Below are 13,920 nucleotides of genomic sequence, written 5' to 3'. Positions count from 1 at the left end.
TGCTGTGGTAAAGCTCTGAGTGAAGTTTTATCGGTATTTTGCGAAAGGCTCCGGAGGGGGATTAACAGGATGGCTCATCTAAAAGGAATGAGTGAAGCCGTGACGCCAATGAAATCAGATCCCGCAGCTCGCATTCCCATACCACTAATGTCTGCCAGCCGGTGTCATGAAGCTTCTGCAGGTTTATCTCGTCGCGAGCTTTATTGCCCTCGAGTTTTGCGACCCAATACTCCTGGTTTGATTTAGGCATTCGAGAAAATGGACAGTTCTCATGGAGGTGCCAAAAGCAACCATGCACAAAGATTACCTTGCGTTTGCGCGAGAATACTAGGTCTGGCTTTCCGGGGAGCTTGGCATCATGCAGTCGATAGCGGAACCCGGCGCTGTGCACCAACTGCCGAACAAGCATTTCGGCCCGGGTATTCTTACTTTTTACTAGGGACATGATGCGGCTACGCTCGCCGGCGCTGATGGTATCTGTCATAGATATCTCCTCGTTTATTTGCCTTGTTGTTTCGTTGGGTGAGCTCCAGTTTTGTCGACTTGGATGGCTGATGTTCTCTGCTCCCGCCTTGCGATAGGAGTACAATGGTTAGTGCATGTTATGCACTAACATGTGCGACTGACCGCAGTGAGGGTGTTTTGCTATAGCGATAAATTTATAGTGATCGTCGGCTTGCTGTAAGTATTTGATTGTGACCTCGAATTAAGTGTAGCTCCGCAGAACGCTGTCCTGTGTGATCCTCTTCAATAGATGCGAGCCAAAACCATGGCAGGCCGCAACTGCATTGAACCCCGCAATCTTCATCAGATTCGTGAGGTACGGATAGTATGTGTTTGCAGGATAAGCATTTGACATGAAATCGGCTGCATTTGTCGCATTTCCCTACGTAATGAACGTAAGAGATAGAGATTGTTTTTCCACCATTTAACGGTGCTAGGGCGACATCTATGGAGGGGTAGCCATCCCAAAATATACGACCGTTTTGGCAGTTTGGAACAAGGCAATTAGGCCATGTTGATGGATCAAAATTCTCTAGGCGATTCAATGGTAGTAGGCGAATTGATACAGAGTCTTGGGCTCTAAGTTCTGCTGCTTTCGTATATCCGTTTGGGCAAACTAAATAACCATGTGTTGCGCCGGTATCAGCCATTAATCCTAGAAAGGCTTCTACATGTGTAATGTCGATTCGGCGAGTGCGAATCTTGGCGTCGATGATTATACGATTTTCATTTTCGGTGTTGTGTCTTGAGTCAATCAAAACATCAATCTGCCGTTTTTTTTTGCTAATTTTTCCTGTTATTTTAGCGTTGGGTGTTACGCAGTATTCGGTGGAGAGTTGTTCAGATACCAGCTTCGCCACCAGGCGCTCATATTTTTCCCAGTCTGGTTTGTCTTTTTTCATTTGACCTTAGGCTTTTTAGTGGGCTTTACTTTTCTGTTTTTAATCGATTGCTAGAGTTTTATATTTTGGGCTGATTAGCTCCGCACCTTCGTTGAGGGTTAGGCCGGAGGTCTTGCGGCGTCTATCCACCTTTGATGCCCTAGCTCGGCACCAGTGAGTCGTTATGGGGCGCCTCTAAAACTACCTGCGTTGCCATCGCGGTGTTAAAAATAAGCTAAAAATGCTCATTTACAACACGTAAACTGCTCTTTTTCGCCTGTTTTTTGCCTTACGTTGGCTGCCTCGCTTACGTTGTAGAGGTGCCCTATGATGGCGGCCAGTTAGGGGCTTGCTGCGGTTCTTGAAGTGGCATTGCCGATCAGTTTGCTGAGCGTTTTAGTGTCGACGTGGCTGCTTTCGTCCTTGCTGGGGACGCAGAACAGGGTGTGGTTGGTTCATCTTTCAGGCGCTTGAACTGGCTCAATGCTAGCGGTGACAGAAACACGTGGTTATCCTGGCGCTTGGGCATGAGGGCACCTCGTCGTGTGGCGTGACAGAAGGATGTGGGGTAGGTTCTAGCGATCCGGCATGGGGCCGGTTCAGGAGCTAGGAATGGAAGAGCACTTCAAGAAGATCGGCATTCCCGATGGGCACCGTCTGGTGGGCACTGGAATGAAGGCCCTTGGCGGTCGCAAGGGGCAAGATATTGACCTCTATTTCTACGACGAGGTGAATGTGGTTGGTGAGGTTGTTGCCTCGTACGAGGTCAGTGACAGCACCGGTATTTATCCACCTCACTGCAGAACGATATCGGCCAAGAAGGTCTGCTAGGCTTCCAGACATCCGCCGGCCGCGCATCGGGCAAGGATGGTGGCCGGACTGGGTAGCTCAGTTTTATAGCAAAAACGCGATTAGCACGATGACGATCACAGCCACAATGGCTCCTGGGTGCATAGGTACCTCCTACGAATGATTGGCTTGTAGGTAATAGCCCCCTGTCTGTCGCCATTTTCCAGGAAGAATGCGGATTTACTGCTGCTGTCGCTCTGCAGCACTCAATTTCACGGTAATCGGCCGCACTCAGATGATGCATGCTGAGCATGAAGGGTTCGCCTGTGGCGTGTATGCTCGATAGCCCTAAACAAGGAGGTGAGCGGTGAGCAAATACACGCCTTTGGCAGCGTTTCTTCAGGCCCAGACACAAGACTCCGTCACGCTTTCTTTCGGTCAAATCGACGAGCTAGTTGGGAGGCTGCCTCGGAGTGCCAGAGAGCACCAGGCCTGGTGGGGTAATTCGCGCACCGAAGATACTCATACCTGGGCTCACCTTTGGATTGCCGCTGGATGGGAGCGGGGTGCGCTAGACATGCCTAGGGAGTTGGTAACTTTCACCCGGGGTTCAGTTGATGCAAAGTCGGTACGCCCGTTTTGGTGGGTTAACCACAAGAAGACGCATCGAGCTGAAATTGATGGCGGGTATATATGGTCGCCGAAGACGAACAGTAACGGCGCACATAATCAGACCTACGAGAACTTAACCCTTGTTCGTCCTGGCGATGTGGTTTTTTCCTACGCAGGGGCTGCTATCCGTGCAGTTGGGGTTGTTCAGAGCAGATGCCATGAGCAAAGAATGCCAACCCAATACGATGAGAGAAGCGAGTCATGGGATGGTATCGGTTGGCGTGTGCCTATTCAGTGGATCGTTCTTGCTAGCCCGATTGAGCCTAGAGCTCACCTTGAGCAAATCGCCCCCCTTCTTCCCGAGAAGTACTCGCCAATCCGTCACGATGGTCTTGGTAACCAGAAGTGCTATCTGGCAGCTATTTCAGCCGAGTTAGGTAGTTTTTTGCTTGGTCTATCTGATCAGGCGGCTGAGGGCATGGCGACCGCAGAAAGTGTCTCGGAAATAGTGATAGAGCAGGGCGAGGCTGCCTCTATTCTTTCCTCGAACCTGAAACCGACCGTAAAAGAACAGCTCATCAACGCCCGCGTTGGGCAGGGAGAGTTTCGCCAACAACTGCTAAAAATAGAGCGTGCATGTCGCCTCACCGGTATTGCTGATGAGCGCTTTCTGATTGCCAGTCACATCAAGCCATGGAAGGACTCTGACAATACGGAGAGGCTCGATGGTAGCAACGGCTTGATGCTTGCTCCGCACGCAGACAAGCTTTTCGATCGTGGATGGATATCCTTCTCCGATAACGGAGATCTGCTTGTCTCGTGTGAAAGCGCTCGCGGAGCTCTGGACGCGTGGGGAATATCCACCATCCTGAATGTAGGTACTTTCACTTCTATGCAGCAGAGATACCTGGGCTTTCATCGGCAATTTGTTTTTAAGGGACTGGGAGCATCGAGTTGATTGAGCAGGCTGAGCTGTTGCCAGACGCACAGGTCTTGTGACTACCGGCTAGTGGCTTGTTGTTCGAGAATGGAGTATCAGTGCGGTACCGGCATAAGGAGAAGCGAAGTGATTAATCCGTGCTGCGAAACTTCAATGAGCCTATTGGATACTGGTGAGGCCGCAGAGGGCTTTGAACTCACCGGGAAACGTAACCCAATTGGCACAGATAAGCGGTATTACAGCTGCAAAGCCTGCGGCTGTAAGTGGGTGCACACGGTGGAAGACAATGGTGAGCCAAAATTGGTCTGGAACGAAATCATCTGATCACGCGGCCCAGGCTCAGGCAGATCAATCAAGCTGACTGAGTTATCTGATCTGGCATGTGTGGCTCAACTAGATACCCTGAAGTTAGTCTGGGTGGCCGGTGGCACCAAAAATATCGTGAGCAACTTGCATGTTTATGCAAGGATTCCGCTTTGGTGTGTTGAAGCCTCAAGGCACTTCGGTATGACATTCCTAAGTGGTCAAGATGGCTTCGATGTGTCCTCCGAGCATTCTCCATGCCTCGGTTTTTTCCTTCGCGTAGTCATGATGCAAATAGTGTCTACGTACCTTGGAACCACCCAGCAAGTGGTTCTGACAGCGATCAATGATCTCCAGCGTTACGCCGAGCTCCTGCATCATCGTTGCACCGGTGCGCCGGAGGTCATGCGGAGTCCATTCACCCTTAGCACCCTTGCTAAGCACCAATGAGTCGTCATTATGGCGACCAGTAAGCGGCTTGCTGCGGTTCTTGAAACGGCACTGCCGATCGCCGATCAGCTTGCTGACCGTCTTGGTATCGACGTGGCTGTTCTCGTCCTTGCTCGGGAAGCAGAACGGTGTATGCCCGGTTTCTTCCTTTAGGCGCTTGAACTGGTTCAGTGCGAATGATGATAGGAACACGTGGTGATCCTGTCGCTTGCCTTTGTGCCCTTTGGTGGCCTCGGCCGGGATGAACCAGGTGCCTTTTTCCAGATCGACGTGGCGCCATTCGGATTTGAGCAGTTCGCCGATACGGCAGAGGGTGCTCAGGCAGATCCAGGCGGCGCATTGCACGCGCGGGTTGACCGGGCGGATGCCGGAGTATTTCTGGCCGGCGGGGAGGGCGTCGTAGTCGTGTTCGAGGCGGGCGAAGATGTCGCGTAGTTCGCGGATTTCGTCGGGGGAGAGGAGGCGGTCGCGTTGTTCCTGGTAGTCGTGGTCGAGGAGTTTGTTGACGTCTACCAGGTCGGCCGGGTTGCCGTCGGCCATCAGGCCGCGCCAGGGTTTGCGCTTTTCGGCCCAGCGCAGCATCTGGCCAATGTCGTTGTTGCGGATCACGACGGTGCGGTTCAGGCCGCGGGCCTTGATCGAGCGCAGGACGGCGAGCAGGTCTTTCTCGGTGAGGTTGCGCAGGGGCTTCTTGCCAATGAGGGGCAGTACGTCCTTGGTGAAGCTGCGGCGCAGTTCGGCGTTGCCGTCCTGGCGGGATACGCCATCGTGCATCCACTCTTCGAAGAGGTCGGCGACCGTCTTATTCTCCGCGGACTGGCGCTCGGCCTCGGCAATGGTGGCGGCGATGGCGGCCTGGGCTTCGATCTTGGCGGCTTTGCGGGCCGCAGTGGGATCGATACCTTTGGCGGCTGTCGCTTTCACCTCATCACGTTCGGCGCGGATCTGCGCCAGCGATTTCTTCGGCCAACTGCCCAGGCTCTGGTCGCGCTTCAATCCATTCAGCTTGAACTCATAGCGGAATTGCACCGTTACGCCTCGCAAACCTGAGCGAACTTTGGCGACCAGGCCACCGTCTTCGCGGAGGATCCTGCCGTCATCGGCGGCGGTGAGCGCTTCCAGTTGCTTGGCTGTCAGTTTGGCCATGTCCTACCCCTTGCATAATCCCGTCGCCTGTATTTTTACCCCACTTTTACCCCACCGAATCGCGTGGCTGTCGGTGGATGCTGGTGGATTGTGATGGACGCCAATATAGCCTGTATGCCCCGTATTTACTAGGTTGTAGGTATTCCATTAGCGTCCATGGACTTCCATGGAAATCCACCAAATAAGCGCATGGGGTGCAAGGGGTAGAGTGTTAAAATCACTCCGTCCAGACCAAAAAACCTCAAGAAATCCAGTCAATTAGCGGTGACTGGATTTTTTTTCATGGTGCGCCAGGCATGGCGCGTTGCGCGTGAGCGCAACCAGCTTGGCTGTGGTGGCCTCGTTGGTGACTTGGAGGTGAAAGTCCTCTACGCACCCGGCAAGGGGAAGTGTTAGCTGGACGGCAAGGGTGTCGTGGGTGACTGCGAATCTGAAGGAAGCCGAAGGCAAAATGCTGGCCTGACGAACAGGAAGCGGATAGAGGCGGCGTAGCGGGGTAAGGTAGCCATGATTGGCAAAGCCCAATACTTGCACGGAACGCTGCGAGGTAAATCCGACAGGCATAAGCAGGAAGGTCGCGCGAATTACCCTGGGAGATCTGTTTGGCCTGCCATGTGCTACCGGTATCGCGAGATGACGGGATGGGCGAACAGAAGTCAGCAGAGGCCGTAGTAGTTTTTTTGACGAAAGGCCGAACGAGAGAGAGTGTCATAGGCCATCCCGATGCGACATGACCTGAAGTCAGATGCCCACCAGGAGGTGGGGCGGGTGCAGGCGGTGAGCGGTGAAGCCGTGAATCACAGCGCCAGCGACGAGGCATTACGCCCGCGGGGTGAAACCGACGGCACAGGGCAAGGGCTGCTGCAACGGGCCTTTCGAGAGCCAATCTGCAACGAGCGTGGAAGCGAGTCAAAGCCAACAAGGGAGCAGCGGGTGTCGACGGTCTGAACATAGAACAGACGGCCGAGCGGCTGCTGACGGAGTGGGCCGATATTCGTGAGCGGTTGTTGTCGGGGCAGTACCGGCCCAGGCCGGTGCGGCGGGTGGTGATCCCCAAGGGGGATGGTAGCCAGCGCGAGCTGGGTATCCCGACGGTGACCGATCGCCTGATCCAGCAGGCGTTGCTGCAAGTGCTGCAACCGCTGCTCGCCCCCACCTTCAGCGAGCACAGCTACGGCTTTCGTCCTGGGCGCAGTGCGCACGACGCGGTACTTGCCGCGCAGGTGTACGTGCAGCGCGGGCGGCGGATCGTGGTGGATGTCGATCTGGAGAAATTCTTCGACCGGGTCAACCACGACATCCTGATTGACCGCCTACGCAAACGTATCCCGGACCAAGGCGTCATCCGTCTGATTCGGGCGTACCTGAACAGCGGCATCCTGGATGGCGGATTGCTCATGCAACGTCACGAAGGCATGCCTCAAGGTGGCCCGTTGTCGCCGCTGCTGGCCAACGTGCTGCTCGACGAAGTAGACAAGGAGCTGGAGCGCCGTGGTCACTGCTTCGCCCGTTATGCCGATGACTGCAACGTCTATGTGCACAGTCGTCGGGCGGGAGAGCGGGAGATGGCGCTGCTGCGTCGTTTGTACGCCCGGCTTCGCTTGAAGGTCAATGAGAGCAAGAGCGCGGTGAGCCGTGTATTTGCGGGACACAAGTTCCTGGGGTACAGCTTCTGGGTCGCGCCAAAAGGAGTGGTCAAGCGGCGAGTGGCGAAGAAGGCGCTGGAGACGTTCAAGCGACGTATCCGGCAACTGAGTCGCCGCTCGGGAGGTCGCAGTCTGCAGCAGGTGGTCGAGCGTCTGGGAAGCTACCTGCTGGGTTGGAAAGGCTACTACCGACTGGCGCAGACGCCGAGGGTCTGGCGGGCGCTGGACGAATGGCTGCGGCATCGGCTGCGGGCAATCCAGCTCAAGCAATGGAAGCGAGGCAAGACCCAATTCCGGGAATTGCGTGCACAGGGAGCAGGCGTAGCCGTGGCGCGCCGGGTGGCGCAACAGCGGCAAGCTGCTCAACAGCGTGCTGAACCTGGCCTGGTTCGACCGCTTGGGACTGCCCCGGCTCTCATGATCTCAATCTCTCGAACCGCCCGGTGCGGACCCGCATGCCGGGTGGTGTGGCAGGGGCGCAGTCCATGAGGACTGTCCCCTATGCCGATTTGGTTCCTTGATGGGCCCGTGACCGCGGAGGCTGCTCGATGTGAGGCCGTTCCTCTGCACGGGCCGCAGATACCGGGACTCCATCTGCTCCTTTGCTAGCGCCTCATGAAGGCTGCGCGACGGCACGAAGACGCTGCAAACTGTCTTTGGCATGTTGGCGCAGAAGCTCCCCTGCCAAAAGGACGTTCAGAGAAACAATCGCCTCGAAGATTGCCGTGTGTTCCCGAAGCGATACGCCAATCGTTTCAGGGCTGTGCCGAAAGGTATAGCTCCTGAAGAGTTTGAGCTGTACGACCAATCGCCGATAGGTATCGTAAAGAGCAGGGTTGCCCGTGAACTTGGCAAGCAGGTCATGGAAGCGGAAGTTCAGATCCGTATAGGCGGGAACATCCTGATGTGCGACGCGCTCTGCCATTTCTTCCAGCACGAGCCGAACCTGATTGGTCGCATCCGAACTCAGATTCTGCGTGACCAGTTCACCGATCAAGCCCTCCAGGGGAATCCGCACCTGATAAATGTGGGTGGCTTGCTCAAGGTCTAGCTGGCGGACACGCACCCCGCAGTTCTTCTCGAACATGACCAGTCCGCGTTCTTCCAGCATGCGAAACGCCTCACGCACCGGGCCACGGGAGATGCCCATGTCCGTGGCGATGGCGGACTCGCGCAAGGGAGTGCCGGGAAGGAGCCGCCCGGCGGCAATGCGTTGCTCCAGTTCCTCATGCACCAGCGTCGTCAGGGACTGCGTACGCAGCAGTGAAATTGCGTCGGGAGAACTCATCAGGGCCTCTTTCTGTGGCTGAAGAACAACATGATTGTGATTGTATCGCAGCTCTTCAATATCGTAAATTGTCAACAATATTCAATATTGGCTCTCTAGCATGGCGGTTCCACAACACCCTGGAAAGGAACCACATCATGTTTCGCAAGCTACTGACTGGCGCCGCCCTGGCGCTTTCGCTGCTGGGCGGTTCACTGAGCGCACATGCCCAGAACATCAAGCTGGCCGTGACCGACCTCGTTGGCCTCGAAGAGCTGCAACGGGAGTTCGGGCCGTTCAAGGCCGAACTGGAGCGCGCCAGTGGTCTGGCTATCGACTTCCTGCCCGTTACCAATCGCACCGCCGCGCTCGAAGCCTTGCGCTTCAAGAAGGTGGATTTCGTGCTGACCGGGCCGGCCGAGTATGTGGTGATGCAAAAGCGCGCCAATGCCAAGGTGGTCGCCGGTCTTTATCGCCCCGATTACTACTCGTTGGTTGTGGTCAAGGCGAACAGCCCGCTCTTCTCGTTGCTGGAACTCAAGGGGCAGCACGTTGGCCTTGGCTCCGTCGGTTCTACCTCGCGGCATCTGGGGCCGATCCAATTGCTGGCTGACGTCGGCCTGGAGCCACTCAACGACATCAAAGTCACCCATACCCATTTGCGCCTCGCCTGGGAGGGGCTGAAGAAAGGCGACCTCCAGGCCGTCGGCATGGGGCGCTCTGACCTGGAAAACTTCCTGGCGCAAGAGCCCAAGGACCAGCAGAACGCCTATCGCGTCCTGGCCCGAAGCGGAGATTTGCCGAATGACTTGCTGATGGCGGGTGAGCATGTCCCCACGCAGACCGCCGAACGACTGCGCAAGGCAATCGTCGATCACTCCACAAGCCTGATAGCCAGCATCGGCCAGGGGGCGGAGCACGCCAAACGCTACCAGGGCATGCGGTTCCTGACGTCGATCGCGGATAAGGATTACAACGCCGTACGCACCATGTATCGCACGGCCGGTTATCCCGAATATGCTGAATTCATCGGTGATTGATATGCCTGCCTCGATCAGCAAGACCTTTCCCGCGTTGCGCGTCAGTGGCCTCAGCAAGCGTTTCGACGGGGCGGCAGCGCCCGTGTGGTCGGATGTTTCATTCGATATTCCACACGGGCAGCGGGTTGCCATCATCGGCGGCAACGGTGCCGGCAAGAGTACCCTGCTGCGGTGTTGCATGCGCCTGATCGACGCGGATTCGGGGATCGTATATTTCGGCGATCAAAGCGTGACCGGGTTGCGGGGCAATGCGCTGTCCAAGGCCCGCTCGCGCGTTGGCTTCATCTTTCAGAAACATAATCTGGTCAGCCGTCTTTCCGTACTGACCAATGTGCTGCATGGCGGCATGGCCTGGGCACGCACGCCGCGCATGTGGTTCCAGGGTGTCGCGGCCAGCGAGCATCGGGACTATGCCTTGCATTGCCTGGATCAGGTCAAGCTCGGCCACCTCAGCAAGAGACAGGCCGGCGAACTGTCCGGCGGGCAGTCGCAGCGCGTCGCCATCGCCCGGGCGCTGATGCAAAAGCCCAGCATGATCTTTGCCGACGAACCCGCTGCCAGCCTCGATCCGCAGGCTGGCGAGGATGTCATGCAGGTCTTCTCGGATCTGGCGCGTGATGAATCTCTTACGCTGGTCTTCGTGACACATCACTTGGAACACGCGCTGCGTTATGCGGATCGTGTCCTGGGCTTGCAGGATTCTCGCCTGAGTCTGGACGTCCCTAGCAACAGCCTGAGTGCTCAGCAATTGCGGGGGATGTATGAGTAAGAAACCACATGCCAGGCTGCCTACCCGGTTCGAGCGCCCCGCAGCCGGTTCCCTGCTGGCCTTCCTTGCCTTCGTCGCCTTCCTTGCATGGTCATTCTCGGCGGCGGGGGTTTCCGTGTCGGAACTGGTGACGGGCTTGCCCAATATGGCAAAGATCGCTTCCGAAATGGTGCCGCCCGCGACCGATCGAATCGTGCCGACGATGCGTTCGGTACTGGTCACATTCCAGATGGCGCTGGTCGGCACGGTGATCGGCATCCTCATCAGCCTGCCACTGGCCGTGCTGATGTCGCGGAACTACGCACCACATCCGGCGGTGCGTTCGGTCATTCGCAGCCTGGTCAGTTTCATCCGGACGATTCCCGATCTGGCCTGGGCGTTGTTCTTCGTTGCATCGGTCGGCCTTGGCCCATTCGCGGGCACGCTGACCCTGATCATGGACACCATCGGCTTCTGCGCCAGATTCTTTGCCGAGTCTATCGAGGAAGTGGATGACGGCCCTCCGGAAGCGCTGTCCGCGATCGGTGCGTCCAGGCTATCGGTGATTGTCTGCGCCACGTTGCCGATGGCCATGCCCAGCCTTATCAACTCCAGCCTGTTTGCCCTGGAAAAAGCCGTGCGCTCATCCGTAGTGCTGGGCCTGGTCGGCGCAGGTGGCATCGGTGCCGAACTGGCGACTTCGATGGAGCTTTTCCGATTCGATCAGGCCGCGACCATCGTTCTGATGATCTTCCTGCTAGTGCTGAGTGTGGAAAAAATATCCTCTCGCGCCCGCACATCCCTTCTAAAAAAACGGCAGTGAACCGCTGCAAACATCCACTCCATGAAGGAAAGAAAATGAGTCATTCAGTCAATATCAATGGCAATGCTTATCGCTGGCCCGAACGGCCAGTCGTGGTCGTGTGCATTGATGGTGGCGATCCGGAATACCTTCGTCGATTCCTTGCCGATGGCGTATTGCCCAATATCCAGCGTTTCATCCAGGAGGGCTACTCGACCGTGGCGACCGGCTCGATGCCATCGTTCACCTGCCCGAACAATATGTCCATCATCACCGGGACGCCGACCGCCAGGCATGGCATTTCCGGCAACTTCTACCTGGACACGAAGACCTGGGAGCCTGTGGTCATGACCGGGCCGGAGCTCCTGCGCGGCGAGACCATTCTGGCGGGCTTCGCCAAGGCAGGGGCCAAGGTCGTGTCCATCACTGCCAAGGACAAGCTGCGTCGGCAACTTGGCAAGGGATTGGATGTCAGCCAGGGCCATGTGTCGTTTTCATCCGAGTATGCCGACCGCTGCACGCTGGAGGAAAACGGTATCGAGAATGCGCTCGAATATGTCGGCATGCCCAAGCCGGACATGTACTCGATGGAGCTGTCGCTGTTCGTGCTCGAGGCGGGTATCAGGCTGCTGCAGGATAAGCGCCCAGACCTGATGTATCTCTCCCTGACCGACTTCGTGCAGCACAAATGGGCCCCCGAAGAAGCGCAAGCGCGCCATTTCTACCAGCGACTCGACGATACCTTCGGGCGTCTTGTGCAAGAAGATATCGTCCTCGGACTGATCGCCGACCACGGCATGAGCGACAAGAGCAATGAGGCGGGCGAGCCGAATGTGATCTGGTTGCAAGACATCCTCGATGCCGAGTTTGGCGCGGGAGAAACCACGGTTATTTGCCCGATCACCGATGCCTTTGTCGCTCATCACGGTGCGCTGGGCAGCTTTGTGCGCATCTGGCGCAAGGGCAATGTCAGCGTACAGGCGATTATCGACCGGGTAGCCGCCGTGGAAGGGGTCGATCTTGCCCTGGGGAAAGCGATTGCATGCCGCATGTTCGATCTGCCGGAAGACCGGGAAGCGGATGTGGTGGTCATTTCCAGGAAAAACGTAGTCATCGGCAGTTCGGCCAGACTGCACGACCTGAACGGTCTGAAGGGCCATCGTCTGCGAACACATGGCGGTATCACGGAAACCAAGGTTCCATTCATCCTGAATCGCCCGCTTAACGCCGAGTACAGGAAAAACGTCACCTATACGGATATCAAGAGTTACCAGATTTTCGAGTTCGCCATCAACGGCACGTTGTAAGGCTTCACAAGGGGGAATCATGCTGATTTCCCCCTGTTTTTCCTTTGGAATCAAAAAGCCAGGGAAGGCTCTTCGATTTTCCAATATCCAGGGTACCCAGCCACAGCTTCAGGCCTCTGGCTGCTTTTGCGTTTCCGTATAAGCCGCTCCAGCCAGTGGCAACTGCAGGCTGGCGGTGAAGCCGCCTTCCGGGTGGTTGTCCAGGCAGAGCCTGCCACCGTGCCGCTCGGCTGCCCGTTGCGCTATGGCCAGCCCCAGACCATGGCCTGCGGCGGTCTGGCCCGGAGCGCGGTAGAACGGTTGGCTCAGATGTGGCAGGTGGGCGGGGTCTACCCCGGGACCGTGGTCGCGTACGCTCAGGAGCAACTGCCCCGCGTCGAGCCGTGCATTCAGTTCGATATCGCTACCCGGCGGGTTGAAGCGCAGGGCGTTGCGCAGCAGGTTGTCCAGGGCCCGTTCGAGCATATCGGGCCATCCCTGGAACTCGATCCCGGGTTGTACTCGGCTGAGGATTCGTGTGTCGGGCGCGGTTATCCGGGCGTTTTCACGTAGTCGGGAAAATACCTCGTCGAGGTCGATCCGCACCGGTGCACCGGGCTCCGCATCCAGCCGGGCGAGCTCCAGTATCTCGGCGATCAGGGTTTCCAGGCGGTCGCACTCCTGTTCCAGCCGGGGCCAGATACTCTGGCGCTCTTCAGGGGTGGCCCGCTCGGCCAGCGCCAGGGCGATACGCAGTCTTGCCAGGGGGGATCGCAATTCGTGGGAGACATCGCGCAGCAATTGCCGCTGGCTGCCGATCAGGCTTTGCAGGCGCGCGCCCATGCGGTTGAAGTCGCTGGCCAGCAGGCCCAGCTCGTCCCGGCGCCTGGCCAGGCGCGCCAGAGATGTCTGCTGGTAGCTGGTCTGCCCCAGGTCGTGCACGGCCCCACGCAGGCGGTCGAGCGGGCGGGTGATCGAGAGTGTCAGCAGCAGGCTGAAGCCGCTCAGGACGATCAGGGCGATGCCTATGGCGCTCAAGGGCCAGAGCAGGCTGTCGCGGTGCCATTCATCGAGTTCCGGGTGGGGGATGCGGTAGATGAACAGATACGTCTCGTCGCTGGTCGGGCTGGTATATTCGCTGGTCAGGCGCCGCCAGGGCAATTGTTCCGCACGGTGCTGTCTGCGGGCCTCCAATGCGGCGGCGCGGGGAGGGAAGGTTCCGGGGATGAGCGGATGGCCGTTTTCGGACAGGACCTGGGTGTCGATATGGAAGCGCTGTTTCTGTTGTTCCAGCAGGCGCTGGGCCGAGGCCGGGCCACGCTGTTCGTAGACCTGTGCCCAATCGGCGGCGAGATTCTTGATGGCCGGGTGTCGGCCAATGATCCAGGCGTCCTGGTTCAACGCCCGCCCCAATAGCATGGCCAGGGCCGCGACCAGGGTGATGGCCAGCCAGAATGTAGCGAGTATTCGCCAGAACAGTGAGCGCAAGGGGCCTCCGTGATACAG

Annotated in this window: 11 protein-coding genes and 2 pseudogenes; 7 read left to right on the top strand and 6 right to left on the bottom strand. The window is 57.4% G+C overall.

The window, feature by feature from the left end:
• Window positions 1-61 precede the first annotated feature (61 nt).
• The 3 genes and pseudogenes from DNJ95_RS02240 to DNJ95_RS19415 all read right to left on the bottom strand — a co-directional run.
• Window positions 62-484 carry a very short patch repair endonuclease gene (locus tag DNJ95_RS02240; protein ID WP_131183092.1) on the bottom strand — a complete coding sequence of 141 codons (423 nt, stop codon included), beginning with the start codon at window positions 482-484 and terminating at the stop codon, window positions 62-64.
• 175 nt (window positions 485-659) lie between these two features.
• Complete coding sequence (locus DNJ95_RS02235; RefSeq protein ID WP_131183091.1) at window positions 660-1,406, bottom strand: restriction endonuclease; 747 nt, start codon at window positions 1,404-1,406, stop codon at window positions 660-662.
• A gap of 273 nt (window positions 1,407-1,679) precedes the next feature.
• Window positions 1,680-1,908: pseudogene (locus tag DNJ95_RS19415) on the bottom strand (tyrosine-type recombinase/integrase); the annotation flags it as partial.
• Window positions 1,909-1,997: 89 nt separating this feature from the next.
• Here DNJ95_RS19415 and DNJ95_RS02225 point away from each other — a divergent pair.
• Window positions 1,998-2,216 carry a hypothetical protein gene (locus DNJ95_RS02225; protein ID WP_131183090.1) on the top strand — a complete coding sequence of 73 codons (219 nt, stop codon included), beginning with the start codon at window positions 1,998-2,000 and terminating at the stop codon, window positions 2,214-2,216.
• 325 nt (window positions 2,217-2,541) lie between these two features.
• Entirely contained in the window at window positions 2,542-3,744 is a 1,203-nt protein-coding gene (locus tag DNJ95_RS02220) for an HNH endonuclease (protein WP_131183089.1), read from the top strand.
• Between the two features lie 498 nt (window positions 3,745-4,242).
• On the opposite strand, the gene DNJ95_RS02215 is transcribed toward DNJ95_RS02220, so the two are convergent.
• Entirely contained in the window at window positions 4,243-5,625 is a 1,383-nt protein-coding gene (locus DNJ95_RS02215; RefSeq protein ID WP_131183088.1) for a tyrosine-type recombinase/integrase, read from the bottom strand.
• A gap of 723 nt (window positions 5,626-6,348) precedes the next feature.
• Here DNJ95_RS02215 and ltrA point away from each other — a divergent pair.
• Window positions 6,349-7,692: pseudogene (gene ltrA / locus DNJ95_RS02210) on the top strand (group II intron reverse transcriptase/maturase).
• A 192-nt stretch (window positions 7,693-7,884) separates the two neighbouring features.
• Here ltrA and DNJ95_RS02205 read toward each other — a convergent pair.
• Window positions 7,885-8,559 carry an FCD domain-containing protein gene (locus DNJ95_RS02205; protein ID WP_131183087.1) on the bottom strand — a complete coding sequence of 225 codons (675 nt, stop codon included), beginning with the start codon at window positions 8,557-8,559 and terminating at the stop codon, window positions 7,885-7,887.
• Window positions 8,560-8,696: 137 nt separating this feature from the next.
• Here DNJ95_RS02205 and DNJ95_RS02200 point away from each other — a divergent pair, with 137 nt between their 5' ends.
• Genes DNJ95_RS02200 through phnA form a run of 4 tightly spaced genes read left to right on the top strand, consistent with a single transcriptional unit; the run spans window position 8,697 to window position 12,435 of the window.
• Complete coding sequence (locus DNJ95_RS02200) at window positions 8,697-9,578, top strand: PhnD/SsuA/transferrin family substrate-binding protein (RefSeq protein ID WP_131183086.1); 882 nt, start codon at window positions 8,697-8,699, stop codon at window positions 9,576-9,578.
• Window positions 9,556-10,347, top strand: a complete 792-nt coding sequence (locus DNJ95_RS02195; RefSeq protein WP_244944424.1) for a phosphonate ABC transporter ATP-binding protein — start codon at window positions 9,556-9,558, stop codon at window positions 10,345-10,347. Before DNJ95_RS02200 ends, DNJ95_RS02195 begins: the two co-directional genes overlap by 23 nt.
• Window positions 10,340-11,149, top strand: coding sequence for a phosphonate ABC transporter, permease protein PhnE (gene phnE / locus DNJ95_RS02190; protein ID WP_131183085.1), 810 nt, complete (start codon window positions 10,340-10,342; stop codon window positions 11,147-11,149). Before DNJ95_RS02195 ends, phnE begins: the two co-directional genes overlap by 8 nt.
• Window positions 11,150-11,184: 35 nt before the next feature.
• Window positions 11,185-12,435, top strand: a complete 1,251-nt coding sequence (gene phnA / locus DNJ95_RS02185; protein ID WP_131183084.1) for a phosphonoacetate hydrolase — start codon at window positions 11,185-11,187, stop codon at window positions 12,433-12,435.
• A 108-nt stretch (window positions 12,436-12,543) separates the two neighbouring features.
• Here phnA and DNJ95_RS02180 read toward each other — a convergent pair whose 3' ends face one another.
• Window positions 12,544-13,902: a HAMP domain-containing sensor histidine kinase gene (locus DNJ95_RS02180; RefSeq protein ID WP_131183083.1), complete on the bottom strand. Its 1,359-nt coding sequence runs from the start codon at window positions 13,900-13,902 to the stop codon at window positions 12,544-12,546.
• Window positions 13,903-13,920 lie beyond the last annotated feature (18 nt).

The organism is Stutzerimonas kirkiae, assembly GCF_004327335.1.
GTDB classification, from domain to species: Bacteria; Pseudomonadota; Gammaproteobacteria; order Pseudomonadales; family Pseudomonadaceae; genus Stutzerimonas; species Stutzerimonas kirkiae.
The sequence above is the reverse complement of the archived record's forward strand: the minus strand, read 5'-3'. Positions and strand labels throughout refer to the sequence as shown.